The organism is Kordiimonas sp. (assembly GCF_965216265.1).
GTDB lineage: Bacteria > Pseudomonadota > Alphaproteobacteria > Sphingomonadales > Kordiimonadaceae > Kordiimonas.
Map to the genome: position 1 here is coordinate 3845997 of NZ_OZ244153.1, position 26924 is coordinate 3872920.

Below are 26924 nucleotides of genomic sequence, written 5' to 3' on the forward strand. Positions count from 1 at the left end.
TAGTCTTACACCGTGAGTAGAAGGTATTTCGTTTCCCATGGGCTCAGGACAGAGGAATAACTGTCATATTCCATTGCCTTGGCATCCAGATAGGTCTCAACAAAACCCTCACCGAGGATTTCTTTAAGCGCGTCACTGCCGCGCATATTCTTGAGCCCTTCAAGGAAGTGGCTGGGCAGGGACCTGCCGCGGGCTTCATACGCAGAACCACGGAACTCAGCCGCTGGCTGAAGCTTGTTTTTCATACCCAGGTAACCGCAAGCCAATGAGGCAGCGATGGCGAAATATGGGTTCACGTCAGAGCCGGATACGCGGTTTTCAATGCGGCGGCTTTCTTTCGCCCCACCAGGAACACGCAAGCCTACAGAGCGGTTCTCCCGGCTCCAGTGCGTGTTGGTGGGGGCAGACCATGCCAGTGAGAAGCGGCGATAGCTGTTCACAAACGGTGCGATCAGCGGCATGGCTTCATGCATATAGTTCTGCAGCCCCGCGATATGAGAGAGGAACAGGTCAGAATGACTGCCGTCTTCATTCGCGAAAATGTTTTTGCCGGTTTTAAGGTCGACCACTGACTGGTGGATATGCATGGCACTGCCATAGGTATCCGGATAAGGGCTCGCCATAAAGGTGGCGAACATATTGTGCCGGATCGCGATCTGACGAAGGATGCGCTTAAAGAGGAACGACTGGTCCGCCACATTAAGGGCTGGGCCATGAACCATATTAAACTCAAACTGGGCAGGGCCTGCCTCGTGGATCAGCTCATCAATATCGATGCGCTGTGCCTCACAGGCGTCATACACATCATCGAAATAAGGCGCGAATTCATCAAGGCTGTCGATGGAATAAGGGGCTGAACCACTATCTCTGCGGCCAGACATTCCAACAGGTGAAACTGGCGAAGATTCAACATCTTCTTGCCGATCTATAAGGTAAAACTCGAACTCTGGGGCAACAATTGGCTGCCAGCCTTCGTCTTCATAGAGTTTGAGCACGCGCTTCAAGACCTGCCGGGGTGAAAAGTCAACTGGGGCGCCGTTATCAAGCTCAGCATCACAAATTACCGCAGCAGTAGGTTCCGGCTGCCAAGGTGTCATACAGAGCGTGTCCAGATCGGGAAGCAATACAACATCGCGCTCCGTCTCGGACAGATAGTCGTTCAAGGCATAATCACCGGTGATGGTCATGCCAAACACCGTTTCAGGCAGCCGAAGGCCGCGTGTTCTCAAGCCATCGATGAATTTTGTGCGAGGCATAGACTTGCCGCGGGCGATGCCTGCGTTGTCTGCCACCATGCATTCGATATCATCGATATTTTCGGCTTTCAGCCATTTATCCAGTTCCTCGATGCGCTTTGCATCATACATGGATCACCAATGCAGGCCCCATTGCTAGGTCCTGTCCTTCTCTCAAGGTTTGGGCTCTAGGCCCTTTGTGTTGCGCGCACGGCGTTGCCGAACGCTTCAAAAATCTTTGCGGATTGCGTGTTCTCCCACGCTTTCCATTCCGGGTGCCATTGCACAGCAAGGGCGAAATTTGTTGCACTGTCGACCGATACGGCCTCGATCGTGCTGTCAGGCGCAGTCGCCTCAACCGTCAAGCCGGGCGCGAGGTCGCGGACAGCTTGGCCGTGCACCGTGTTGACCATGAATTCCTGTTCGCCAACGATCTTGTGCAAGAGGCCGCCGGTTTTAACCGTCACGCTGTGTGCCGGGCCATACTGCACCTCAACGGGGTCGTTTTTGTTTTCCCTGTGGTCCATCCGGCCTTCAATTTCATGCACACGGGGGTAGAGCGTGCCGCCAAGCGATACGTTCAATTCTTGCAGGCCGCGGCAGATGCCCAGCATGGGCCAGCCTGCCTCAATCACGGCACGCACAAGGGGCAGGGTGTTCTTGTCCCTTGAGGGGTCTTCATGTTCGCCTTCAGGGGCCGGGATATCACCATAGTGGTGACGCTGGATATTGCTATAACCACCTGTGAACAGCACGCCGTCCGCAAGATCAAGGATCGCAGCCGCTGCAATTGGCTCGTCAAGTGCGGGGACCAGCACAGGTGTCACATCTGCGCAGCGCACCAGCGCCTGGATGTATTTATCACCCACCTGATGATAGCGGTGGGGGCCTTGCTGGGTCGTGTCACAAACGATGGCTACAATAGGTTTCGTCATAATCTTAACTTCTTAAGTTTTCTGGGTTTCTTCTTCGTCGGCATCTGCGGGTACTGCTTCGTGCCACTTGAAGAGATTCATCTCGATGAAGAAGAAGGCCACAATCCAGAGGAGCGCGTCCCAGAACCCCATAAGATCACCAAGCCATGCCCAGTAGCTGCAGCAGGCGATGAGGGTGGCATAAAGTACCGCCTTCAACACGCCGTTCCATTTATAGAGCTTTTCTGTCAACTCACCGCGGAGCTGCAGGAAAATATCGATCCAGAGCACGACAACGATCAAGACCCATGTTCCCGCATTAACCACGTCTGTTAGCGCCAGATTTTCGAGGTAAGGCAGCAGTTCTGCAGTTGTGAATGCGTTAAGGGGTTCGTTGAAGAAGGTGGCGCCTGGAGTGAGTAGGCCGCAGTTCTCAGCCGTCAGCTCAGGAAACTCATAAAGGTCAACCGCGAAGCTGGATACGGTGCCAACAGCATCACAGGCAGCGCCACGCATATGGGGCACAAAACTGTATATGACCTCCATATGGTTGATGTAACCCATCAAGGCCTGAAGGATCAGGATATAGCAGACGCCAGCCATCAGGTTGAGTGTCCACTTCAAGACCCCCTTCAGTTTTTCATCTGATATTATATAGGTTTGCAGCTCAAAGATAAGAAGCAACACAAGCCAGGCAAACGAGTCAGTCGACTGAGAGAAAGCATCAAATGCGTGCCGAAAACCAATGCCGTCAGGGAAGCGGGCGGCCAGCGCGACATATTCCTCGCGGAGGAAATAGATCAGATTGATGAATATCAGCGTATAGATTGAATATTTGAACACTTGAAAAAGTGTTTCGGGCTTTAATCCCAATATACGTCGCTCTGTAGTCACTCTTAATCCCCCGTATCCAGTAGCGCTTTGCTGCTAGACGCCCAATTTGTCACGCATGGAATACCACCAGCACCCGATCGTGCTAAGCGGTACACTCAACATCTGGCCGCCCGGGAAGCTGCGTGCTGGCATGCCAGCAAACACATCAAACAAGCTGGCATCGCCATGAACGGCAGCCCCAACAAGGCGTCCCATCATGTGTGAGCTTGTCACACCATGGCCGCTATAACCATGCGCAAAATACGTGCCTTTGCCAAGACGCCCCACGTGGGGCAGGCGTGACCAGGTAAGTGCAATGTTGCCTTGCCAGCCAAATTCCACCTTCACATCTTTAGTTGCGGGGAAGAGGCGTTCCATATTGGGGCGCAGCGCTTTTTCCACGTCCTCTACATCTTCACCGCCATAGACTGTGCCGCCACCAAACAGCAGGCGCTTGTCAGCCGTCAGGCGGAAATAGTCGAGCACATAGTTGGCATCTTCCACACACATGTCTGTTGGCAGGATATCCTTCGCCATGGAATCGGAAAGCGGCTCGGTCACAATGATCTGTGTGCTCGCAGGCAGGATTTTGGGGTAGAGCTCTTTCACGGTTTTACCGAGATAGGCATTGCCTGCAAGCACAACATACCGGGCTGTAACCGAGCCGCTTTCCGTGTGCACCACGGGGGTATCCAGATGATGGTCAACGCGGGTGACGCGTGTTTGCTCATATATCCTGGCGCCAGCGGCTTCTGCGGCTGCCGCTTCGCCCAACACGAGGTTGAGCGGGTGAATATGGCCGCCATTATGATCGAGCCAACCACCGATATATTTGTCTGTGCCAACATGGTCGCGCACATCGGCCTTGTCGAGAAGGTCGATGCCATCACGCCCAAGCGGCTTCCAAAGCTCAATCGTCTCGGCGATATCTTTCATCTGCCGCTCGGTATAAGCGGTGAGGACTGAGCCGTGCTTGAGACCGCAATCGATATTGTATTTCTTGGCGTTCTCGCGGATCACGTTACCGCCTTCAAGTGCCAGAGAGGCCAGCGCAAGCGCGCCTTCGCGGCCCACGGTCTTTTCAATATAGTCGATCTCGCGGCTGAAACCGTTGATGATCTGGCCGCCGTTGCGGCCCGAAGCACCCCAGCCAACCCTGGCGCCTTCGAGAACCACAACCTTATAGCCAAGCTCTGCCAGCGTGAGGCCAGTGACGATGCCTGTAAAGCCCGCGCCTACTATGCAGATATCGGTTTCGATATCGCCGCTTAGGGCAGGGCGCGCAGGTGCACCATTGGCTGTTGCCGCGTAGTAAGACCCGGTATGTTCAATCTGTTGCATCAAAATTACACCTTGCAAACAAATCGGTCGCTGTGAAGTCAGTGGCCGTTATTCATGAATAAAGTGATCACATTTTTCCAAGTCGGTCAAGCGATAAAGCGAGAGCTGAAATGGCGTGTTGTTGCACTATTTATATGGCAAATCCCCGATTTTCGCCACAAACTTCGGTTTCGGAGCGGAAAAAATGATGCGGCTGTGTTGACAGTACAGAATTATTGTGATCACATTAATTCACTTCGCGGGGGCTACCTCCCTTGGCGGGAACGCGTATTGTCTTAAGTCTTGTATCGTTATTGGAGGTAGCGCCGCCTGTTTTGCAGGTATGTGCGGGTGTAGGGGATTATCATGAAGTTGAATGATCAGGCGCTGTTGAAAGCGCGCGGCTATGTTGGTGGTGCCTGGGTTGATGCAGACTCAGGCGAGAGGTTTGATGTGCGCAACCCGGCAACTGGCGAAACGCTGGCCACGCTACCCAATATGGGGGCGGATGAGACGCGGGCCGCCATTTGTGCGGGCGAAGAGGCTTTTAAAGCCTGGCGCGCAGTTACCGCCAAAGAACGCTCAGCAGTATTGCAGCGCTGGTTCCGGCTAATCATGGAAGCTCAAGAGGATCTCGCGCAGATTTTGACCGCCGAAATGGGTAAGCCGCTGGCTGAGGCGCGCGGCGAGATCGCATACGGTGCAAGTTTTATTGAGTGGTTCGCCGAAGAGGGTAAGCGCCTTTACGGTGATGTGATTCCGGCACCGCAGGGCGACCGCCGAATTATGGTGATCAAGCAGCCTATCGGCGTTGTTGGTGCCATCACACCGTGGAACTTCCCCAATGCGATGATTACCCGCAAGGTAGCCCCTGCACTTGCTGTTGGCTGCGCTGTGGTGGTCAAGCCTGCCGCAGAGACGCCTCTGTCAGCTCTTGCGCTTGCGGAGTTGGCTGAGCGCGCTGGCGTTCCGAAAGGTGTGCTGAACATTGTTGTGGGCACCAAATCACGCGATATCGGCGGTGAACTTTGTGCAAACCAGACGGTACGCAAGCTTACGTTCACGGGGTCGACCGAGGTTGGGCGCATTCTGATGCGGCAATGCTCGGACGATATCAAAAAGGTTTCCCTTGAGCTTGGCGGCAACGCACCCTTTATCGTGTTTGACGACGCGGATATTGATGCCGCCGTTGACGGTGCCATGGCATCCAAATACCGAAACTCGGGCCAGACCTGTGTGTGTGCTAACCGCCTGTACGTACAGAGCGGAGTTTACGACACCTTTGTTGAAAAGCTGGCGGCCAAGGTCCTTGAGATGAAGGTGGGCGACGGTGCCGACGACGGCGTTGTTCAGGGCCCGCTGATCAATGACGAAGCCATTGAAAAGGTCGAAGAACATATCGCAGACGCCCTTTCAAAGGGCGGTGAGCTGGTAACCGGCGGCAAGCGGCACAGTCTTGGCGGCAGCTTCTTTGAGCCGACGCTCATTAAGAACGTAACCAAAGACATGAAAGTGGCGCGCGAGGAAACCTTCGGGCCGGTGGCGCCTGTCTTCCGTTTTGAGACGGAAGCAGATGTAATCGCGCAAGCTAACGACACTGAGTTTGGCCTTGCGTCATATTTTTATGCGCGGGACCTCGCGCGGGTATGGCGTGTCGCAGAAGCACTTGAATACGGCATGGTCGGCATCAACACCGGTATCCTGTCAACAGAGGTGGCACCATTTGGTGGTGTGAAACAGTCAGGCTTGGGTCGTGAAGGCTCTAAGTACGGCATAGAGGACTATGTAGAGATGAAATATCTCTGCATGGCCGGTTTATAGTTTAAGGAGCGCGTGGCGCATATGTCGGTTGATGAAGAGATTTCCAGCTTTCTGGAGCAACACCCTGATCTTGAGATTGTCGAGGTGTTGATCGCCGACATGAACGGTATTTTTCGTGGCAAACAAATGCCTGCGAGCGGTTTGAAGAAACTGGCAAAAAATGGGGTGCCGTTCCCCATTACGGTGCCTTTTCTAACAACAAATGGTGCGAGCGCCGACAGTATTCTGGAAGAATACGGTAGCGATCCGGACCGTATTTGCATGCCTGTGCCTGGTTCACTCAAGCTGGTGCCGTGGACAGAGCGCAAAACTGCACAGGTCATGGTGACAATGCAGAACAGCGACGGCACACCGTTTTTTATGGACCCGCGCGCTGTGCTTGGGCGGGTTCTGGATAAGTTCAAGCAGGATGGCCTTCGGCCGGTTGTGGCGCTGGAGTATGAATTTTTCCTCTTTGAGGCAGGGTCTATACCGCCGGTTCCCGTGTCGCCGCCCAATGGTATGTCAGCCGCGAGTGGCGCAAACTGCTATAATATGGATGTCTTCTCTGATTTTGAGACATTGATGCGCGAGATCGAGGATGCGTGCACGGCACAAGGCCTCGACGTGATCGGGTTGGTTTGTGAATATGGTAACGGCCAGTTTGAGGTAAACCTTCAGCATACGGATGATGTTGAGCGTGCCTGCGATGACGCACTGGCGCTCAAGCGTGTTGTAAAATCGGTGGCGTTGAAGCATGGGCTGCTCGCGAGTTTTATGGCCAAACCGTTGTTTGATGAAGTTGGTAATGGCCTTCACGCGCATGTCAGCATTCTCGATAAGGATGACATGAATATCTTCGGGAAAGAGGATGGCGGCGAAACAACGCTACAGAATGCGATTGGTGGCCTGATTAAAACCATGCCGGGCGCAACCGCGTTTTTTGCGCCAAATGCCAACAGTTTCAGGCGCTTTGACCCTGAATGGTTTGCACCCGTAGTGCCAAACTGGGGCGAGAACAACCGCCGCCTGTCGGTACGTCTCCCGCTTTCCAATGCTAAAAACAGGCGGTTTGAACACCGGGTATGCGGCGCTGATGTGTGTCCTCATTTGGTTGTTGCTGCTATTTTGGCAGGCGCGCATTATGGGCTTACTCACGAAAGTGACCCCGGGCCTGAACTTGGCGAGTTTGATGCTGTTGAGTTTGACAATGTTTTGCCGCCGCGGTGGCGCATAGCGCTTGACCGGCTCGACGTTAGCAAGGTAATGCGCAGCTATCTGGGTGACGATTTTGTCGACCTCTATTTACTGGTGCGTCGCGCAGAGGAAGAAGAGTGCCACAGGCAGGTTAGCCAATGGGACTATGAGCAATACCTAAGAGTGATATAGGAGCACTAAGGCCTTATGCGGGTTCGGGATTCCATACATGACGATCGGTTGCCAGATTCATATTATACGGCGACCTGTAACGACCTGTCTGGCTTCAAGCGGCTCGAAGGCAACATAAAGGTTGATGTTTGCATCGTTGGTGGCGGCTTTACGGGTGTTGCCACAGCGCTTCATCTGGCTGAAAAGGGCTATGAGGTTGCGCTTGTTGAACAGAACCGCATTGGTTGGGGCGCTTCGGGCCGTAATGGTGGCCAGGTTATTGGCGGATACGGGCAAGCGCTCTCGGACTTCTCCAAAATCGAAAACTCTTTCGGGGCAGGGAATGCTGACGCTGTCTGGAAAATGGGTGTTGAATGTGTCGACATCATTTCAGAATGGGTCAAGAAATACAGCATCGATTGTGACCTGAGGTGGGGATATGTCGACCTCGCGATGAAAGAGAGCGAGATCGACGACCTCAAGAAATCGATGGATGCGTTGCAGGCGCGCGGCTATCCGCACGAACAAAAGCTTCTGAATGCGGACGAGGTTAAGACCTATGTCGGCTCGGACCGCTATATCGGCGGCGTTACCAATATGGGTTGGGGACATTGCCATGTGCTCAACCTTGTTATTGGTGAGGCGCGGGCCGCAGAGCGTTTGGGTGCTCGTATTTTTGAAGACGCGCGGGTCAGCAAACTTGATATCCGCGATGACAGCGTTGTTGTGGATATGGACCACTGCCGTGTGACCGCAAACAAGGTGGTACTGGCGGGCGGTGCCTACCTTGGCAAACTTGTGCCCAAGTTGGCGTCACGTGTTTTGCCTGCGGGCAGCTATATCGTAGCGACCGAGCCACTTGATGAGGCGCTCGCGAACAAGATCATGCCGCGAGGCTTTGCCGCGTGTGACCAGCGTTGGGCCTTGGATTATTTCCGCCTGACGCCAGACAGGCGCATGCTGTTTGGTGGGCTTGCCACCTATTCCGGCAAACATCCGCGCGACATCGTGGCGGCTGTGCTGCCCAATATGCTCAAGGTTTTCCCTGAACTTGAGAATGTACGCATTGATCATGCGTGGGGTGGTTATATGGGAATTGGCCTTAACCGTATCCCGCAGGTTGGGCGGGTAGGGGACAATATCTATTACGCGCAGGCCTATTCAGGCCATGGCGTGGCTCCAACCCATATGTCTGCACGGCTGATTTCAGAAGCGATTGAGGGCGACACCAACAGGTTTGATATTATGGCGAACGTTAAACACCCGCCGTTCCCGGGGGGGCAGTTGTTCCGGCAGCCTATGTTGGCGATTGGCATGGCTTATTATAGAATGAAGGATGCGATAGGGCGCTAGCATGGCACTGACAGGCAACATATCTGGCAGAAACAGCAGGCCCGCCCAAGGCGGTTCGCCCAAAATGACGCCCGCGCAAGCATCGGGTTTCCTGGCGCGCGGCTACAAAGCCATGCAGCGCGGCGACTTCAACGAAGCTGGTGGGTGTTGCAGCCTTGTGCTCAAGCATTTTCCCGATGCCAAGGAGGCGCATTTCCTTGTTGGTTTGATCGGCATTGAAAGTGGCGATTGGGCGACGGCCAAGCGCGCATTCCGCAACGTTGTCAGCATTGATGAGAACCACGGCGCAGGGTGGGCGCAGCTTGCTCGCTGTTGTGTCACCATGGGGCAATATAACCTGGCAGAAAAAGCGTTACAGAACGCTATGGCGAGCAGACCTGAAGACCCGCTGGTGCTGGACGTTATCGGTAACGTACATAGCCTGTTGGGGGACCAGATTGAAGCTCTACGCTGGTTTGATATGGCGAAAGCCGCGGCCAAGTCGTCCTTCTTTGATCTCAGTCGTGCCAAGGCACTGACCTTTCTGGGGCGGCTTGATGAAGCGCGGGAAGCGCTTGAGGCTGTGCTGAAAGAAAAGCCCGATGCCGCGATCGCTCACTGGATGGTTTCCCGCCTTGAGGCGGTGTCTGACGATACGCACCTAAGCGAGATGCAGGAGATTGCCGCGCGTATGCCCTCAGACCACCCGGATGCGTCGTTCCTTCACTATGCAATCGGCAAAGAGTTTGAAGATCTGGGCGCGTGGGACGAAGCATTCTCTGCTTATGAGACCGGCGCAAAAGCCCGCCGGGGCCACGTCAGGTTTGATGAGGCGGAAGAACGCGGCCTGTTTGAGACGCTGGAAACCGTGCTGACACCGGCGTGGTTTGCGGCCCAAAATAGCGGGCATGACGACCCAGCACCTATTTTTGTGGTTGGGCAACCGCGCACAGGCACCACGCTTATTGAGCGCATTATCACGGCGCATTCTGAGGTCGAATCCGCAGGGGAATTGCAGCAGTTTTCCATGGCAATGAAACGGGTTAGCGAAACCAGCTCCCCGCGTCCGATGACAGCTGAGATCGTCCGGAAAATCGCGGGCGATGACATGAAAGCGCTTGGGCAGTTGTACCTTGAAACCACGAAAGCTGTGCGGGGCTCGAGCGCTCATTTTGTTGATAAGCTGCCGGTGAACTATCTTTATGTGCCACTGATTGCTGCGGCGTTGCCAAATGCCAAAATCATCCACATTGTGCGTGACCCCATTGACAGCTGTTTCGCGAGTTACAAACAATTGTTCGCTGAAGCTTATTATCATTCCTACGATCAGGAAGAAATGGCCCGCCATCATGTGCGCTACCGCAAGCTGATGGACCGTTGGCGCGAGGTTGTAGGATCACGCATGCTGGACGTTGTGTATGAAGATACGGTGGCCGATCTGGAGCCCAACGCCCGAAAGATAATAGACTTTCTTGGCCTTGATTGGCAGGACGCTTGCCTGAACTTCCATGACCAGAAAGCAGCCGTGACAACGGCGAGCGCTGCGCAGGTGCGTGAGCGGGTGCACACGCGGTCAGTGGGGCGCTGGAAAGAATTTGAACAGCATTTAGGGCCGATGAAATCGGTCTTGAAAAACGCGGGCCTCGTGAAGAGTACCGCATAAGCCGGCTTTATCCCGGGGGGGAACAGCCACGTATTAACATGAGAGCAGCACATCGGAAGTTTCTGTAAGCTGCTTTGGAAAAGCCTGATGGCAGATCAGGTATAATGACCCGCAAGGGGAGGAGCAGAAAATGACATCTGTCTATCGTACCCGCAGCTTCAAGGCCAAAGCAGGGGCATCGCTTGCAGCGATCCTTCTCTCTGGTGGTGCTGCGATCGCTCAAGATGCGGACAGTAACTCGTTGGCAATTGAGGAAGTGGTGGTAACCGCGCAGAAACGGGTGCAGTCCACACAGGATGTTCCGGTTTCAATCACGGCGTTTGACGCCAATTTCACCAAGCGAGTCAATCTTGATGACGTGAAGGACCTGGTGAAATTTGCGCCAGGCTTCTCAGGCGACAGTAAAGACAGCTTCATCGACTATATCAACATTCGTGGTATTTCCACGAACGACTTTGGTGTGGGCGGTGATCCATCTGTTGGTTTCTTCAAGAACGGCCTGTACCAAGGCCGGAACGGTGTTGTCGTAACGTCCATGTTCGATATGGAACGCGCTGAGGTTCTTCGTGGCCCGCAGGGTTTCCTGTTTGGTCGTAACGCGATCAGCGGCGCCGTCAGCCTTTATACCGCCAAGGCAGACTTTGATGCGGCTTCCGGCTTTATCGAGGCAGGGCTTGGAGAGCGTGGTATTTTCGAGGCTGAGGCCTGGACCAACATCCCGATGAACGACAATTTTGCCCTTCGCCTTGCTGCCTACCATAGCGAGGAAGACGGTTACGTGGATAATGCGGCTGAAATCGGCGATGACAACCTCGTGGCTCATGATAAGTCAGCCTTCCGGGTGACCGGTGGCCTGCGCGGCGACAACTGGGACGCCACGCTGATGTTTGAGTATGAAGATCGTGATCAGAGCGGGTCCATCTATCGCCTTATCGAAGATGACGAAATCGTACCACACCTTGAGGATGTTCTCGGGCGTGATATCAGCGTGCGCGGCGGTGCTCGCAGCGTTGATAATGACGCAAAGCTTGGTAACTACGACATTGGTGAAGTGCTCGCTCTGAGCGCCGAGATCAACGTGGACCTCGGTTTTGCAACCCTTACGTCTGTTACAGGTTATAAGGATCACGACTACCGCTACGCGGAAGATTTTGATGGCATGAACATTGGGTTCAACGATTATGCCCAAGATCAAAGCGGTGATTATTTCGAGCAGGAACTGCGGCTTGTGAGCCAAAGTGACGGCCCGCTGAGCTGGTATGCCGGTGTCTCCTACTACAAGGAAGAGATCAATACCTTCTTCCAGCAGCGTGGTGACGAAGAAGTCATGTGCGCGGCTTACTATTATTACTCCTGCTCTGAGGTTTTTGCTTACTATGGCTGGGGTGAATTTGTCCCGAACGCTGATGGTCTTCTCGAGCAGAACCAAGTGATGGGTGAGTTTAGCGGCTGGGGCGCTTATGTCGATATGACATATGCTGTATCTGACCAGTTCGAGCTCGGCGTGGGCTTGCGTTACACCAAGGACAAGAAGAAGTTCGCGAACTCCATTCTGCCCGTAGACAGCTACCTCGGGCCATTCTGGGCCTTCGGTGTTTACACAGACGGCTTTATTGAAGGTGAGCAAACCTGGGATGACTTCACACCGCGATTTGTTGCCCGTTATCGTCCAAACGACGACTGGATGGTTTATGCCAGCGTTACCAAAGGCTATAAAGCCGGCGGGTTTGGTAGCTTCGCCATTGAGGCTGACGACGACGACGTGGCGGACGATGGCCTTGTGAGCAACGCCACCCTCAACCAGTTCGACCCTGAAACAGTATGGTCGTATGAGCTGGGTACCAAGGGTGACTTGTTTGACAAGCGCATCCGGCTTGATATCAGCAGCTACTATTATCAGTACAAAGACCTGCAACTGAACTATTTCGACAAAGGCACACGCGTGACCAACGTCGGTAAAGTGAAGTCATGGGGTCTTGAAGGCACCGTGCAGGCGATCGTGAACAAGAATATCGATGTATTCTTTGCAACATCGTTTAACGAGAATGAGATCTCGGGCGCGGAAGCAGTTGAAGAAGGCAGCACGGGTAACCGTTTGCCGGGTTCGCCTAAATTCACCTTCGCAGGTCTTGTGAGCTATCATACAGAAGTTGGTGAGGGCGAGTTGAATGTGTCCGCTGATTTCCGTACCCAGACCAAAACCTATGGCGGGCTTGGCAATATCGCTGCCTTCCAGAATGATGGTTGGGCTGATTTCTCCGCTCGTATTGGATATGAAAGCTTTAACCGCTGGGCTGTGACTGCCTATGTGGAGAATATCTTCAACAAAGCTTACTTTGATGGCACGTCCGAGGCTGGTGGTTTCTTCCCGGCCCATGGGTTTGGCATCAGCCGTCCACGTACCTTCGGTATGAAACTCTCCTACCGTTTTGGCGAGTAAGACTTTGATATAAAAGAAGCAGGGAAGGCCTTTGGGCCTTCCTCCCTTGTGCAAAATAGGTGTTTCATGGATGGCACAGATAAAAGAATAAACGACGATATGGCAGCCTATTGGATGCCATTTACCCCGAACAAAGATTTCAAGGCTAATCCGCGCCTGCTGGAAAGCGCGGATGGCATCTATTACCAGACAACCGATGGCCGCAAGGTGATCGACGGTTCCTCCGGCCTTTGGTGTTGTGCGCTTGGTCACAACCACCCCAAAGTCGTTGAGGCGATCCGCAAGCAGGCGGGTGAGCTGGACTATGCGACAGCCTTCCAGTTTGGTCACCCTAAGGCATTTGAGCTTGCGAACATGCTCAAGGAAATCATGCCGGGTGATCTGGACCATATCTTCTTCACCAACTCGGGGTCCGAATCTGTTGATACAGCGCTGAAAATAGCGCTCGGGTACCACCGGTTGCGGGGCGAGGGGCAGCGCACGCGCCTTATAGGGCGCATGCACGGTTATCACGGTGTTGGTTTTGGTGGCATTTCCGTGGGCGGCATGGTCAATAACCGCAAGTTTTTTGGCGCGCAGCTACCGGGGGTTGACCATCTGGCGTTTCCTTATAATGCGGATATGCGTTTCTCAAAAGGGCAGCCTGAAGATGGCGCAGCTTATGCGGATTCGCTTGAAGAGGTTATTTCGCTTCACGATGCCAGCACCATTGCAGCTGTGATCGTTGAGCCGGTTGCCGGGTCTGCAGGGGTGTTTATACCGCCTAAAGGCTATCTCGAGCGCTTGCGTGAGATCACGGAAAAACATGGTATCCTGCTGATATTTGACGAGGTTATCACGGCTTTTGGCCGCCTTGGTTACGCAACAGCGTCTGAGCGGTTTGGTATTGTGCCAGACCTGATCACAACGGCAAAAGCCCTGAATAACGGCTCAGTTCCCATGGGGGCGGTGGCAGTTCGCAAGGGCATTTACGATACCTTCATGGACGAAACCAAGGGCGGCATTGAGCTGTTCCATGGTTACACCTATTCCGCGCATCCCCTTGCTGTTGCTGCCGCTATTGCGAGCCAGAAAGCTTATCAGGAAGAAGGTGTGTATGAGCATGTGCGCGCAACCGAAAGCTATTTTGAGGACATGGTGCATGCACTTGGCAGTGCTGAAACTGTCACAGATGTTCGCAATCTTGGCTTTATGAGTGCGATTACTTTTGCGCAGATCGACGGCAAGGTTGGCTCCCGCGCAGGCAAGATTTTCCAGCGTGCTTATGAAAATGGGCTCAAGGTTCGTATGAGCGGTGACCATATCGCTATCGCGCCGCCGCTTGTGACCACCAAATCAGATATTGACAACATTGGTGAAATCATGCGGAAAACCATCAACGAAGTTGGTTAACAGCTGGGCCCGAAGCTTGTTCGGATATATCCCACGTTAGCTGGCGGGATATTTGGATAAGGTTTCGGGTATCATGGTTAAGAATACGGTTAAAAAAGTAATGCCTGCCAACCGCCTGGCGCGGATAGTGGTAGGCATTTTTTTTATTATTGGTGGACTTCTTGGGTTCTTGCCGGTTCTTGGCTTCTGGATGGTGCCGCTTGGGCTTCTGATCCTCTCGGTGGACTTTCCGGCGGTGCGGCGCTTTCGGCGCAACCAGGAAGTGCGTCTCGGCAGATGGTGGCAGCGGCGCAAGGCGGCAAATAACAAAAACGGGGAGGCGAAACAGTGACATTGGCGATTGGTATCGAGGATATTCTCTCAGCTGCTCAGCAAATCAAGGGCGCTGCGGTACGGACCCCACTTCTGGAATATCCTGCCCTCAATGAATTGCTTGGTGGCCGGGTTTTCATTAAGCCTGAGAACTTGCAGGTTATTGGAGCTTTCAAGTTTCGTGGTGCTTATAACAGGCTCTCGAGGCTGACCGAGGCAGAGCGTGCCAAAGGCGTTGTGGCATTTTCCAGCGGGAACCATGCACAAGGTGTTGCCAAGGCTGCACAAATACTTGGTATTAAGGCAACCATTGTGATGCCGAATGATGCCCCGAAATTAAAGCTCGCCAATACACGTTCCTATGGTGCCGAAGTGGTGCAGTATGACCGCTATAACGAAGACCGGGAAGAGGTTGCGAAACGCGTAGTGGGTGATAGCGGTGCTATCGTGGTGCCGCCGTATAACGACCCTTACATCATGGCCGGACAGGGTACCGTTGGGCTTGAGATCGCCGAGGACCTGAAACAATTGGGCCTGAAGCCAGATCAAGCACTGGTGAACTGTGGCGGCGGTGGGCTGGCATCGGGCACCTTTGTGGCTCTGAAGCATCACTTCCCGGGGATGGACGGCTATGTGGTTGAGCCTGAGGCGTTTGACGACGTCTGCCGGTCCCTAACCACGGGCACCATTGAAAAAGTGGACTTTGGTGCACGCTCAATTTGTGATGCACTGCTGACACCGAGTGCCGGTGACCTGACCTTCCCGATACTCAGAGAGTGTGAAATCAAAGGCCTGACGGTCAGTGATGAGGAAGCGCTTGCGGCCGTACGGTATGCCGCCATTACCCTCAAGATGGTCGTGGAACCTGGCGGCGCGGCAGCCCTTGCGGCGCTGATGAACGGGCGAGTGGCCGCCAAGGGACGTACAACAGTAGTTGTTCTCTCTGGCGGTAATATTGAACCAGAGATGCTTGCCGAGTGTGTTGGCAGTGAGGGTTGAGCAAAATACTTGGCCCGCGCGATGTGATGCGCTATAGAGCGGGAAATATTTCTTCAGCGTCGAACGCTAAGCAATTGGGAGCCAGTGATATGGACATTCAAGAACAAGAACGCACCTTTGACGGTTTCATGAAGCACGGTACACGGGCTACTGTCGCAATCATCGTGGTGATGGTGCTTTTGGCTGCGTTTGTCGCGTAACAGCGCACACTGCCAATAAAAAAGCGGCGTCAGGTACGCCGCTTTTTTTATGAGCACAATTCAGGTCTTACGTGATAAGGGCTTAATGTCGCGGAATAGCCTTGAGCTGATACTGACCTTGGCTCAAATCGCCAAAAAGCTCAATAACCTCAGGATGGTTTACCGGTTCGTCTGAAACATCAGCTTCCAGATTTTGCTGTGAAACATAAGCTTCATAGCTGGTGTCGTCATTTTCAGCGAACAGGTGATAAAAGGGCTGCTCTTTTGCCGGGCGGATTTCCGCCGGGATAGATTCCCACCACTCTTCAGAATTCGCAAATTCGGCGTCCACGTCAAAAATTACTCCCCGGAACGGGAAGTATTTGTGACGGACGACCTGACCAATGGTGAACAGCGGCGTTTTTACGATTTTGGTCTCGCGTTGCATTTCGCTTTGGCACTCCTATACAGATGCGTGAGATAGGCATCTTGGGCCTGGATGTCAACAGGGCTTGCAATTCATCTCAAAGCAGGGCCACCTTAGCGCAAATTGGTTGGCAAATGATTACCAACCACCAAGAGTTTCCGACTTTTGATTAGAATTTGAGTACAGGGAAAAATAAGGGGACAGTTATGATCCGACAAACCGTTTCATCCATTGCACTTTTGCTGGCGTTGGCCGCTTGTGAGCCTGCGAACAAAAACGAGCAAAAGACTTTTGGGCAAGACGCTGAGATCGCACAAGAACAACAAGCAGAAGCGCTGAACAAGTTTTTTGCCGATGCCATGAAAGCGCGCCTTGCGCTCAACCCGTTGCAGGCCGAGCGCCTTGGTGATCGTAGCCACAATGATGAATGGCCAGAGATTTCTGACGAGGCAGACGCCAAGGAATTGCAGCTTTATAAAGATCAACTTGCTGAGCTACGCGCGTTTGATTTTGACGCTTTGAGCGAGAAAGACCAGCTCAGCTACCGTATTTTTGAACTGACGGCTGAGCGGCATATCAAGAACGACCGTTGGCACGACTATGGTTACCCTATCAACCAGATGTTTGGGTGGCACACAGGTGTTGCAACGCACCTGATGACGGTTCACCGTATTGATGATGTCAAGGATGCCGAGGCCTACATCACCCGTCTGAACGGGCTTTCCACATTTCTCACCCAGTTGTCTGGTAACCTGCAGGAACGTGCTGACAAAGGCATTCAGGCACCGAAATTTGTCTATCCGTATGTGATCGAGTCTTCACGTAATATCGTCAGCGGTGCACCGTTTGACGATAGCGGGAAAGACAACATTCTGTTGGCGGACTTCAAGAAAAAGGTTGGAAATCTGGAAATCAGTGACGAAGAGCGCGGTGCGCTTGTTGCTAAAGCTACGGAAGCCCTCACCACCAATACCAAAGCTGGGTTTGAGACGCTGATCGCCAAGCTGGAAGAGCTTCAGGCAACGGCGACGACAGACGATGGTGCCTGGAAGTTCCCGGATGGGGATGCGTTTTATGCGCAGGCCCTCGAGAATATGACCACAACCACCTTGTCGGCCGATGAGATCCACCAGATCGGCCTCGACAATGTTGCGCGTATTCATGAGGCCATGAAAGAGATCATGGCGCAGGTTGGCTTTGAAGGCACCCTGCAGGAGTTTTTCGAGTTCACCCGCACAGATGACCAGTTCTACTACCCTGATACGGAAGAAGGTAAGGCGGCTTACATCCAGCAGGCCAACGACATCATTGATGCCATGCGTGAACGGGTGCCCGAGTTCTTTGACCTGACCCCAAAAGCACCGATGGAAGTACGCGCAGTTGAAAAGTTCCGCGAGGAATCCGCGGGCAAGGCATTCTATCAGCGCTCTGCGCCCGATGGTTCACGTCCCGGCATATTTTACGCAAACCTGCGCAACACAAAATATATGCCGATCTATCAGCTTGAGGCCCTTGCGTACCACGAAGGTATTCCCGGGCACCACTTCCAGATCGCGCTGACGCAAGAGCTTGAGGGTGTGCCGCTGTTCCAGCGCACCGCGCGCTTTACCGCCTTCACAGAAGGCTGGGGCCTTTATACGGAAGAGCTTGGCAAGGACATGGGCTTCTATCAGGACCCATACTCAGACTTTGGTAGGTTGGCGATGGAGCTCTGGCGCGCATGCCGCCTGGTGGTAGATACGGGCCTGCATTCCAAAAAATGGACACGTGAACAGGCTATTGATTACCTGTCGGGAAATACACCAAACCCACACGGCGACGTTGTTGCCGCGATTGAGCGCTATATCGTGATGCCGGGGCAGGCGACTGCTTACATGGTTGGCAAGCTCAAGATCATGGAGTTGCGTCAGATGGCAATGGACGAGTTGGGTGACAAGTTTGACTGGAAAGGTTTCCACCGTGTGGTGCTGAAAAACGGCGCTGTGCCTCTGTCTATTTTGGAGACAAATGTCAAAGCTTGGGTGACAGACTTGAAAAAAGTCAGCTAAACTGCCATATATAGAAAGTTGGCAGGCAGTGGTTGGGGTGACCTCAGCCCCTGCCTGTTTTATTTTTGTCATCGGCGTGACAAAAAACTGTCGCGCTTTGATGCTACCAATGACGGTACCAAAAAAGTAAAAATGGAAGAAAAATATGTACCAACCAATCGACAGTGCAGGGCTACGCCGCCTTGTAAGCCTAGAGCTTAACCGGCTTCATCCAAGCACGCGTGAAGAAGCGCACCAGGCCATGACTGGCCGCATGGGCGCATACGACACGAACGGTGATGCGATTGAAGCCAGCATTAATGCTTATTTTGCTGAAAAGGCTCGCGCGCACTAGCACGCACTAAACCTATATAAGGGGCCGTAATCTGCCCTTTGAGAAGCTAGAAAGGACGATCACGCTGCGCGCTGCTCGTCCTTGTTGCTTTCTGGAAGGCTTTTGCCCGGAACGCTTTGGCTTATTCCGCAGGCTCAAGAAGCTTGTGCAGGTGAACAACCACATATTTGGTCATTGCATCGTCTACATTCGCCTGACTGACACTGCGCCACGCTTGCTCAGCTTCTGAATAGGACCCGTAAATGCCGACGATATCAACCTTGTTGAGGTCAGCGAATTCGAGGGATTGCGGGTCTTTTACCTGACCGCCAAAGACAAGATGTAAAAGCTGCTGGTCTGCCATGGAATATGTTCCTGTTGAATTGGTGATATCCGTAACATCTGATTGCTTCGGTGGCGTTTATTTAGCAAACTCGCTGGAAAACGCCACCCTTTTCTTAGGAGTACCACCATGAGCGCATATGTGAACGACAAATTTCTTATTTCCATCATTGGGCTGGACCGTGTTGGGGTTGTCTCTGGCGTTACGGGGTACCTGTTTGAAACCGGCGCCAATCTGGCAGATAGCGCTTTTGCCGTATTGGGTGAGGGATTCGAGTTTTCCTGCATTGCTGAGTTTTCCGCTGGAGCAGACGAAGAAGAGGTGACCGCAGGCTTGGCGGCGCTCGAGGCTGTAGCTGGTGCACGCATTACTGTCAGCCGGTTCCCCTTCGCTCTTGCGCGCGGTGAAAGCGCCACCATCACTCATATCGTTGACATTTCGGGCGGTGACCGCCCTGGGCTTGTAGCCCGCATCAGTGATGTGTTGGTGGAATATGGCGCAAACATCGTACGCATGAGCAGCAAACGCACAGCTGCAGACGACGGTTTCGACTACCGCACGCGTTTTGCTATCAATTTGGGGGAAGGGCGCTTTGCGGCGCTTGAGGCTGCGCTTTATAACACAGCGGGGAGCCTGAGGCTTGACTGCGGCGTTGAAGCTGTTGGCACCAACACCGCAGAATAATTGTGCTATCAGCGTGAAGCTTCTGCCGCCGTACTGCCTTGTGCGCCGGGCATCGTATTCTGTGCCCTCAACCAGGCAATAAGGCCATCAAAACCGTCTCGCTTGATTTTTGAAGAAAACAGGTCCCGGTTTGTGATCAGAAGGTTGATGCCTTCAAACTCAAGGTTCACAATCTGGAACTTGCCGTCTTTCTTGCGAACGCGCCAGTCGGCCAAAATCGGTTGTCCTTCGTCACGGGTTACTTCCGTGCGCACATAAAGGTGGCCTTGTTTGCCAGATGCTGGTTTGGTGCCGCTCACTTCCAGTGATTTGAAGCCGATTTGTGCCATGCGCTTATCAAACTCAGCGATGATATAATCACCCATTGCCTTCATATAGGTTTCGCGCTGTTCTTTCGTAATTGTACGGTAATGCAGCCCCAACATGCCCTGTGCCAGCAACTCAATGTCTGTGGCGTCTTCAAAAATGGCACGGAAGGCCGTATAGCGTTCAGATGCTGACAGCTTGCTATCGCTCCAGACAGCAATGGTCTCGGAGCTCAGGTTTTGAACGAATTCAATCGCTCCCCGCACGTCATCAACCGCGCGGTCACCGCCGTCCTGCGCGTGCGCGGTAGGCGCAAGCATCAGTAACAAGGAGAAAAGAGCAAATAGGCGTTTCATCGGAATATCCTAACTGGCGAGAAGCCTGAATTATTCGCTCGCTACTGTCGCCGTACGCAGGTAAGCCATCAAGTCCATGCGGTCTTGTTCTTTCCTGAGGCCAGCAAACGCCATCTTGTTACCAGGCAGGAAAGTTTTTGGCGCGCTTAACCACGCGTCCAACTTTTCTTCCGTCCAAACAAAATCGGCTTCGGCGAGCGCTTTTGAGTATTTATAATCTTCCTTACTGCCTGCTCCACGACCAAAAAGGCCGTCAAGGTTTGGGCCCATACGGGACCGTTCTGCAGCCGTAAGGTTATGACACGCTTTGCAGCGGTTGAAAATACGTTTGCCTTTTTCCGCGTCACCGTCGGAGGAAATTGCCGTTGAGGTGGGGTCATCGTCGGCCATCGCTGGGGCGGTTGCTACACCGCAAAGCATGGCGACGGTTATGGCGGCTAGATATCTTTTCATTGTCTGCTCCTGACATAATTGTGGCGGAGTTACCCCCGCCACATACTGCATTTTCATACTTAATATCGCATGAATATGGTTCAAGGTTGCTGTGTCACTTTGCCGCTTCACTTTTATCGTGAATATAGGGCTTGATCGCACCGGACTTCACTCTGGCGAGATAGTTTTCCAGCATCTCTTTCACCTCTTTCCGCATGATGATCAGACCCACGATATTCGGGAAGCCCATCGCGAGCAGAAGCGCGTCTGCCATATCCATCACCGGCGCAAGCGACATCGCCGATCCGATCACGAGGATCATCAGGTAAGACATCTTGAATGCGAAGTCGGCGGCTCTGTTGTTTCCAAACAGGTAAAGGAAAGACCGCTGGCCGTAATAGAACCACGTAATGGACGTAGAGAAGGCAAACAGAATAACCGCTACTGTCAGGATATATGGGAACCAGTCGATCACCGACGCGAAAGCGTTGGATGTCAGCGCGATACCTGCTGACGTGCCGGATGCGTTCGGGTCAAACGACCCAGTCAGGATAATGACAAGTGCTGTGATCGTACAAATTACCACCGTATCAATGAAGGGCTCAAGAAGGGCCACAAGGCCTTCTGCTACCGGCTCTTTTGTTTTGGCGGCGGAGTGAGCAATCGCGGCTGAACCAAGGCCAGCCTCATTAGAGAAGCTGGCGCGGCGTAAGCCTTGGATAAGCACGCCAATGATACCGCCTTGCACACCTTCACCCGTAAAGGCTCCGGCGAAAATCTGGCCAAACGCCGATGGAATTTCAGAGAAGTGGCTGAAAATTACAACAAGCGAAGCAGAGATATAAAGCGTTGCCATGATGGGCACTAGAAACTCTGTCACGTGGGTGATTTGACGGATACCGCCGATGATCACGAGGCCGACGAAGAAGGCGAACATGATACCAAAGAGCCACTGACGACCATAGAACACGCTGTCCATACCGCCGGTGAGGGCTGCGATCTCGTTGGTGAATTGTGTGGAGGACTGGTTAACCTGGAACATGGCACCAGCACCGTATGCACCGCCAATACAAATAACAGCAGCCGCAACGGCAAGGATTTTACCGAGGTTTGGCAAACCATGATTGGCAAGGCCACGGGACAGATAGAGCATTGGCCCACCTGTTACCACGCCATTTTCGTCAATCTCGCGGTATTTAACACCAAGCGTACATTCAACGAACTTGCTGGTCATGCCAAAGAAACCTGCAAGGATCATCCAGAAGGTTGCCCCCGGGCCACCAATGGATACCGCAATAGCCACACCTGCAATGTTGCCAAGGCCTACTGTGCCGGAAACAGCCGCTGTGAGCGCCTGGAAGTGAGTAACTTCGCCCGGGTCGCTTGGGTTGTCATAGGTCCCTTTGACGATGCGGATTGACTGTCTGAAGCCCCGGATGTTCGGGAATCCAAAATAAAAGCTGAAGAAAATAGCGCCGCCAACCAGCCAGAGCGCAATGAACGGGATACCCGGCGCATCTGCAATCAACCAATCCATTGGAATGGCAAAGAAAATCACGTCTGAGATAACCTGGCTGATAGGAGCCATTACTTCATTGACGGATTCGGCGAAGGTTTTCTCTGTTTCTTGTGCGAAGGCCGCGCCCGCGCTGCCCAGAATAAGAATTATTGAAGCCAAAAGGCGTTTCATTGTTGCTCCCCAACACTCTGTTGCACTTGGGCTAGGAAAAAATCCTGCCACTTCATCAGTTTGTTCTTGGGACGAAGGCCTCGTCCGGTTAAAATTGTGCCGCATGCTAGCCGCTAATGTGGTTCGGCTCAACGGAAAGATGCTCACGATTTCAGGTTGACTGGCGCTTTCCGGCCTTTGTGGCTGTTTCGTCTTTCTTTTAACGGGCGATTAACCTGTTTGGCATAGCGTGCGCGTAGGACCTTTTTTTGAGGGGAAGATAGTTTTGTCTGACGCCAATAAGCTTTCAAGCGCCGATGTTGCTAAACTGTTGCAGGATCCGAACGAGAATAACCGGGCGGAGGCTGCTGCAAAAGTCGCGGGCACCTTTGGTGCCAGTGCGCTAACGGAAAGCGAACGCCAGATCGCGGAAGATATCTTTCGGGTGATGTTGCGCGATGCTGCCGTCAGGGTTCGTCAGGCTTTGTCTGAAAGTCTGAAGGATAACCCGGATGTGCCGCATGACGTGGCCGCTTCACTTGCACAAGACGTTGACGAAGTCGCGATGCCCGTTATCGAATTCTCCTCCGTTCTCACGGACAAGGATTTGATCGACATCGTTCGCACGCGCGGCACTGATGTGCAAAAAGTTGTGGCTGGCCGCAGGGATGTCTCAGAAGACGTGGCTGACGCGCTGGCTGATACTGGCGATGAGGAAGTTGTTGCAACCCTTGTTAACAACAAGGGCGCCAAGATCAAGGAAGCTACTTTCGGTAAAGTCCTTGATAAATTCGGCGACAGCGATGTTGTTAAAGCGCCGCTTGCCATGCGCGGTGAATTGCCGATTGGTGTCGCGGAACGCCTTGTGACGCTCGTGTCTGAGCAGTTGCGTGACCACATCATGACACATCACGAAATTTCCCCGTCTATGGCCAGTGACCTGCTGCTGGAAAGCCGCGAGAAAGCAACCGTATCGCTGCTTGAGGGTGGACAGAAGTCAACCACTGTTCAGGAACTGGTTGATCAGCTGTTTGACAATGGCCGTCTTACCCCAACCTTGATGCTACGCGCACTGTGCATGGGTGACACCACTTTCTTTGAGGTGGCACTTGCGAAGCGGGTGGGTATTCCTGTGGTCAACGCCTACAAGCTGGTGCATGACAAAGGTGACATGGGCCTAAGGCGCCTGTTTGAAGTTGCCAAGATGCCAGAACAGTTTCTGCCTATGGCGCGAGCTGCACTTGATGTGGCGGATGAAATGCTTGAGACCGGCGGCGATGACCGGCAGCTGTTCCGTCAGCTTATGATCGAACGCGTGCTGACAGCCGTTGAAGATGATGTGGATACTGAGAACCTTGACTATCTGATTGGTAAACTACAGCGCCATGACGACAGCTCTTCAGACGCGGCTTAACCGGCAGTCTTACCAAACGTAAAGAAGGCGCCATTTCCGGCGCCTTCTTATTTAGCCGATATTCTCTTCAGACTACTTGCCTAGAAAACGCGGGAGCCAGAGCGCGAGGTCTGGCCATATCAACAGCACGATCAAGCCAAGAAGCTGAAGGGCCACAAACGGGATGATGCCGCGGTATATGTCCGATAGCTTTACACCCTCAGGTGCAGCGCCTTTCATATAGAAGAGGGCAAAGCCAAAAGGCGGTGTCAGGAAGCTCGTTTGCAGGTTCACTGCCATCAAGATAGCAAACCAGACGGTGACGGTTCCTGCCTCTGGCAGATGGGCGCCAAAATCAAGGGCTGCAATGATCGGGGCGAACACTGGCAGAATAATCAGCGTAATCTCGATCCAGTCGAAAAAGAACCCAAGCAGGAACACAGCAAGCATCAATACGGCCAGCACCAACCAAGGTGATATGTCGTTCTGGTTGATGGCAGACAGGATCAGATCGTGCCCGCCCAAAAGCGCAAAAACATATGAAAACGCTGTGGCGCCTATAAACAGGCCAAACAACATGGTTGTGGTGAGTGCGGATTTTTCCACCACATCCTTCAATGTTGCGAAAGTCAGTTTTCTATTGAGGGCGGCGAGGATAACAGCGCCAACAGCGCCAACACCGCTGGCTTCCGTTGGTGTCGCAAACCCACCGAAAATTGAGCCAAGCACCAGTATGATCAAAAGGATAGGTGGCACAAAACTTCTGAACACACGCATCAGGGTTAGCTGGCCCGCTGCAGCTTCTGCCCCCAGCGGTGGTGCCAGATGAGGCGCCATGGCGGTGCGGCCGAAGATATACAGCATATAGAGCGCAGCCAGAAACAAGCTCGGCCCGATAGCCGCAAGAAAAAGCCCGCCAGCAGATGTGGACAGTAGGTCGGCCATCACCACCAGCATGATAGATGGCGGTAGCAGGATACCCAGTGTACCGCTGGCCGCTATGGTGCCTGTGGCGAGGGGTTTATCGTACCCACGGTCAATCATCACCGGGAGAGCGAGCAACGTCATCATTACCACGCTTGCGCCAATAATGCCCGTTGTTGCGGCCATAATGACACCTAGCACGGTGACTGAAAGCGCAAGGCCACCCGGTATGCGCCGTGTCATCAACTGAAGGGTATAAAGCAGCTCTTTCGCTACCCCGCTGCGTTCCAGCATGGTGCCCATGAAGATAAACATGGGGATAGCGACCAATACCAGCTTGTTCACCACGCCGCCAAAGATGCGGCTGACAACAAGGAAGAAACTGTTGGGGTTTTCGATGCCTAGGCCCACGGCTAACAGCCAGAACAGCAGCCCCACACCGCCAAGCACAAACGCCACAGGGAAACCGCTGAAAAGCATTGGTATCAGCGCAAGGAACATCAGGATCGGTAAAAACTCGATGATCATATCCATCAGCTGTCCCCCGTGTGAGCGTGGGGACGTCCAAAGCCGGCCTGGGCTGCCAGCTCTTTAGCGCCGAACAGATAGACGACTGCGTCACTTAACCGCGCGAGTGCTGCGAGCCCAAGAAGCGCAAAGCCAAACGGGATGAATGCTTTGATGATCCAGCGGTTGCCGAGCCCCGTAGGGGAAGCTGAGGCTTCGTTATAGGTGAGGCTATAACTCACGTAATCAGCCCCGAAAATCAAGATGGCGGCCACATAGGGAAGCAGGAAGACAATACAGCCCCAAAGCTCTATCCAGGCGCGGGTGCGGGCACTCGCACGCTCACTCACCAGCTCAATGCGCACATGGGCATTGCGGCTGAAGGCCCAACCCAGGCAGGTAAGGAAAAGCGCGCCGTGCAAATGCCATTCAAGCTCCTGCAGTTTGGTGGAGCCAATGATGAACCAGCGGCGCAGCGTAACATCGGTGATGATAACCAGCATGAGCGCCACAATCGCCCAGGCACCAATGCGGCCAAAGAAGGCAACGAACCGTTCCGTGCTGCGTGCAAATACCAGGAGAGCTTTCACGGCTATTCCTTCAGGTAGCCGCGGTCGGCCCAGGCTTTATATTTCTCACGGAAGGCTTCAAGCGAATGCCACACACGGGCGAATTCCGGGTCTTTTTCAACAAGCCCCGCCACAACCCGGCCCCATGCTGCGCGAAGCTCATCAAGAATTTCCGGTGTCCATGTGTGAATATTGACACCTTTTGCCTCAAGCGCGAGCATGGCGTCCGCCTGCAAGGCTTCCCCTTCAGATATGCCGTAGCGTACGTTGGCGGCACAGGTCGCTTCAATTTGCGCCTGCTGAGTTTCGCTCAGACTTTTCCAGGCATCCAGGTTGATCATCAGCTCAAAGAAGGTGGACTGCTGGTGCCAGCCGGGGAAGTAATAATGTTTGGCAACCTCATAAAAGCCCATGCGGTAATCCACAGCAGGCATGGCGTACTCTGTCGCGTCAATGGTGCCAAGCTCCAGCGCCTGGTATATCTCGCCGCCCGCAATCAGTTGAGGGGCCGCGCCGACTTCTTCCATCACCTTGGCGCCAAGGCCAAAAAAGCGGATCTTCAGGCCTTTAAGGTCCTCAACACTGTTGATTTCTTTCTTAAACCAGCCAGACGCTTCAGGCGGGGTCATGCCACAGATAATGCCGTGGATATTGTGTTTGTGGTAAGTTTCCTCAAACAGTTCCTTGCCGCCACCATAGTCAAACCACGCCAAATATTCTGGCGCTGATGGCCCAAATGGCACGCTCGAGAAAAGCTGCAGGGCAGCATCTTTGCCCGCCCAGTAACCGGGGGTCGACCAGCCAGCTTCAACGGCACCGTAGCTAACCGCATCAAATGTCTCAAAAGGTGGTGCCAGAACGCCGGGCTCATAAAACTTGAGCTTCACCGATCCGCCTGAGACTTTGGCAACCTCTGTTTCCAGCCGTTTGCCCAAGGTGCCAAGCTGGATGAGAGTTGAGGGGTAGGTGCTTGTCATCCGCCACTCAACAGGTTCACCAACCTGATGCACGGCTTCTGAATTTTCCTTTTCGCCTGAACATGCCGCCAGCATGCTGAGCGCTGCTATTGCAGCGACGTTGACCGGTCGCATGAGCTTCCCCCCTCGTTGCGTCCTACCTGAGACTA

The 26924-nt window shown here is 53.5% G+C and carries 25 protein-coding genes; 13 read left to right on the forward strand and 12 right to left on the reverse strand.

Translation table 11 applies throughout. From position 1 onward, the window contains the following. Nucleotides 1–5: 5 nt before the first annotated feature. From ACOOGA_RS17840 to ACOOGA_RS17855, 4 genes are all read right to left on the reverse strand, one after another. Complete coding sequence (locus ACOOGA_RS17840) at nucleotides 6–1367, reverse strand: glutamine synthetase family protein (RefSeq protein WP_417461908.1); 1362 nt, start codon at nucleotides 1365–1367, stop codon at nucleotides 6–8. 56 nt (nucleotides 1368–1423) lie between these two features. Continuing rightward, nucleotides 1424–2173, reverse strand: coding sequence for a gamma-glutamyl-gamma-aminobutyrate hydrolase family protein (locus ACOOGA_RS17845; RefSeq protein ID WP_417462119.1), 750 nt, complete (start codon nucleotides 2171–2173; stop codon nucleotides 1424–1426). A 9-nt stretch (nucleotides 2174–2182) separates the two neighbouring features. Continuing rightward, complete coding sequence (locus tag ACOOGA_RS17850) at nucleotides 2183–2992, reverse strand: hypothetical protein (RefSeq protein ID WP_420429140.1); 810 nt, start codon at nucleotides 2990–2992, stop codon at nucleotides 2183–2185. An 84-nt stretch (nucleotides 2993–3076) separates the two neighbouring features. After that, nucleotides 3077–4363: an NAD(P)/FAD-dependent oxidoreductase gene (locus ACOOGA_RS17855; RefSeq protein WP_417461906.1), complete on the reverse strand. Its 1287-nt coding sequence runs from the start codon at nucleotides 4361–4363 to the stop codon at nucleotides 3077–3079. A gap of 345 nt (nucleotides 4364–4708) precedes the next feature. Between ACOOGA_RS17855 and gabD the strand changes: the two genes are divergently transcribed. From gabD to ACOOGA_RS17900, 9 genes are all read left to right on the forward strand, one after another. Beyond that, nucleotides 4709–6163, forward strand: coding sequence for an NADP-dependent succinate-semialdehyde dehydrogenase (gabD, locus tag ACOOGA_RS17860; RefSeq protein ID WP_417461905.1), 1455 nt, complete (start codon nucleotides 4709–4711; stop codon nucleotides 6161–6163). A 21-nt stretch (nucleotides 6164–6184) separates the two neighbouring features. Continuing rightward, nucleotides 6185–7531 carry a glutamine synthetase family protein gene (locus ACOOGA_RS17865; protein WP_417461904.1) on the forward strand — a complete coding sequence of 449 codons (1347 nt, stop codon included), beginning with the start codon at nucleotides 6185–6187 and terminating at the stop codon, nucleotides 7529–7531. A 15-nt stretch (nucleotides 7532–7546) separates the two neighbouring features. Further along, nucleotides 7547–8863, forward strand: coding sequence for an NAD(P)/FAD-dependent oxidoreductase (locus ACOOGA_RS17870; RefSeq protein WP_420429142.1), 1317 nt, complete (start codon nucleotides 7547–7549; stop codon nucleotides 8861–8863). A 1-nt stretch (nucleotide 8864) separates the two neighbouring features. Further along, nucleotides 8865–10505, forward strand: coding sequence for a tetratricopeptide repeat-containing sulfotransferase family protein (locus ACOOGA_RS17875; RefSeq protein ID WP_417461902.1), 1641 nt, complete (start codon nucleotides 8865–8867; stop codon nucleotides 10503–10505). A gap of 130 nt (nucleotides 10506–10635) precedes the next feature. Continuing rightward, nucleotides 10636–12945 (forward strand): TonB-dependent receptor, encoded by a 2310-nt coding sequence (locus ACOOGA_RS17880; protein ID WP_417461901.1) that lies wholly within the window; start codon nucleotides 10636–10638, stop codon nucleotides 12943–12945. Nucleotides 12946–13011: 66 nt separating this feature from the next. Further along, nucleotides 13012–14337: an aspartate aminotransferase family protein gene (locus ACOOGA_RS17885; RefSeq protein ID WP_417461900.1), complete on the forward strand. Its 1326-nt coding sequence runs from the start codon at nucleotides 13012–13014 to the stop codon at nucleotides 14335–14337. Nucleotides 14338–14389: 52 nt separating this feature from the next. Next, nucleotides 14390–14668: a hypothetical protein gene (locus ACOOGA_RS17890; RefSeq protein ID WP_417461899.1), complete on the forward strand. Its 279-nt coding sequence runs from the start codon at nucleotides 14390–14392 to the stop codon at nucleotides 14666–14668. 2 nt (nucleotides 14669–14670) lie between these two features. Next, the gene (locus ACOOGA_RS17895; RefSeq protein ID WP_417462118.1) at nucleotides 14671–15648 is read left to right on the forward strand and encodes a threonine ammonia-lyase; all 978 of its coding nucleotides are present in this window, start codon (nucleotides 14671–14673) and stop codon (nucleotides 15646–15648) included. An 89-nt stretch (nucleotides 15649–15737) separates the two neighbouring features. Further along, the gene (locus tag ACOOGA_RS17900; RefSeq protein ID WP_417461898.1) at nucleotides 15738–15848 is read left to right on the forward strand and encodes an aa3-type cytochrome c oxidase subunit IV; all 111 of its coding nucleotides are present in this window, start codon (nucleotides 15738–15740) and stop codon (nucleotides 15846–15848) included. Between the two features lie 82 nt (nucleotides 15849–15930). Here the strand turns inward: ACOOGA_RS17900 and hspQ are convergent, their stop codons facing one another. Then, nucleotides 15931–16275 (reverse strand): heat shock protein HspQ, encoded by a 345-nt coding sequence (gene hspQ, locus ACOOGA_RS17905; RefSeq protein WP_417461897.1) that lies wholly within the window; start codon nucleotides 16273–16275, stop codon nucleotides 15931–15933. Nucleotides 16276–16460: 185 nt separating this feature from the next. Between hspQ and ACOOGA_RS17910 the strand changes: the two genes are divergently transcribed. Together ACOOGA_RS17910 and ACOOGA_RS17915 are read left to right on the forward strand one after the other, a co-directional pair. Next, nucleotides 16461–18302 (forward strand): DUF885 domain-containing protein, encoded by a 1842-nt coding sequence (locus tag ACOOGA_RS17910; RefSeq protein WP_417461896.1) that lies wholly within the window; start codon nucleotides 16461–16463, stop codon nucleotides 18300–18302. Between the two features lie 145 nt (nucleotides 18303–18447). Continuing rightward, nucleotides 18448–18636 (forward strand): hypothetical protein, encoded by a 189-nt coding sequence (locus ACOOGA_RS17915; RefSeq protein ID WP_417461895.1) that lies wholly within the window; start codon nucleotides 18448–18450, stop codon nucleotides 18634–18636. 121 nt (nucleotides 18637–18757) lie between these two features. Here ACOOGA_RS17915 and ACOOGA_RS17920 read toward each other — a convergent pair whose 3' ends face one another. After that, the gene (locus ACOOGA_RS17920; RefSeq protein ID WP_417461894.1) at nucleotides 18758–18979 is read right to left on the reverse strand and encodes a DUF4170 domain-containing protein; all 222 of its coding nucleotides are present in this window, start codon (nucleotides 18977–18979) and stop codon (nucleotides 18758–18760) included. A 108-nt stretch (nucleotides 18980–19087) separates the two neighbouring features. Between ACOOGA_RS17920 and ACOOGA_RS17925 the strand changes: the two genes are divergently transcribed. Then, a complete protein-coding gene (locus tag ACOOGA_RS17925; protein WP_417461893.1) occupies nucleotides 19088–19642 on the forward strand; it encodes a glycine cleavage system protein R in 555 nt (184 codons plus the stop codon). 8 nt (nucleotides 19643–19650) lie between these two features. Here the strand turns inward: ACOOGA_RS17925 and ACOOGA_RS17930 are convergent, their stop codons facing one another. The 3 genes from ACOOGA_RS17930 to ACOOGA_RS17940 form a co-directional block, all read right to left on the reverse strand. After that, nucleotides 19651–20304, reverse strand: a complete 654-nt coding sequence (locus tag ACOOGA_RS17930) for an MlaC/ttg2D family ABC transporter substrate-binding protein (RefSeq protein WP_417461892.1) — start codon at nucleotides 20302–20304, stop codon at nucleotides 19651–19653. Nucleotides 20305–20334: 30 nt separating this feature from the next. After that, nucleotides 20335–20757, reverse strand: a complete 423-nt coding sequence (locus tag ACOOGA_RS17935; protein WP_417461891.1) for a c-type cytochrome — start codon at nucleotides 20755–20757, stop codon at nucleotides 20335–20337. Between the two features lie 94 nt (nucleotides 20758–20851). Then, nucleotides 20852–22426, reverse strand: coding sequence for an alanine/glycine:cation symporter family protein (locus tag ACOOGA_RS17940; RefSeq protein WP_417461890.1), 1575 nt, complete (start codon nucleotides 22424–22426; stop codon nucleotides 20852–20854). Between the two features lie 265 nt (nucleotides 22427–22691). On the opposite strand from ACOOGA_RS17940, the gene ACOOGA_RS17945 reads away from it, so the two are divergent. Continuing rightward, on the forward strand, nucleotides 22692–23819 hold the full coding sequence (locus tag ACOOGA_RS17945) for a DUF2336 domain-containing protein (protein ID WP_417461889.1): 1128 nt from the start codon (nucleotides 22692–22694) through the stop codon (nucleotides 23817–23819). A 72-nt stretch (nucleotides 23820–23891) separates the two neighbouring features. On the opposite strand, the gene ACOOGA_RS17950 is transcribed toward ACOOGA_RS17945, so the two are convergent. From ACOOGA_RS17950 to ACOOGA_RS17960, 3 genes are read right to left on the reverse strand one after another with little or no spacing between them, the layout of a single operon-like run. Continuing rightward, nucleotides 23892–25256 (reverse strand): TRAP transporter large permease, encoded by a 1365-nt coding sequence (locus tag ACOOGA_RS17950; RefSeq protein ID WP_417461888.1) that lies wholly within the window; start codon nucleotides 25254–25256, stop codon nucleotides 23892–23894. Then, entirely contained in the window at nucleotides 25256–25819 is a 564-nt protein-coding gene (locus ACOOGA_RS17955; RefSeq protein ID WP_417461887.1) for a TRAP transporter small permease subunit, read from the reverse strand. Before ACOOGA_RS17955 ends, ACOOGA_RS17950 begins: the two co-directional genes overlap by 1 nt. A 2-nt stretch (nucleotides 25820–25821) precedes the next feature. Continuing rightward, on the reverse strand, nucleotides 25822–26889 hold the full coding sequence (locus tag ACOOGA_RS17960; protein WP_417461886.1) for a TRAP transporter substrate-binding protein: 1068 nt from the start codon (nucleotides 26887–26889) through the stop codon (nucleotides 25822–25824). Nucleotides 26890–26924: the final 35 nt, after the last annotated feature.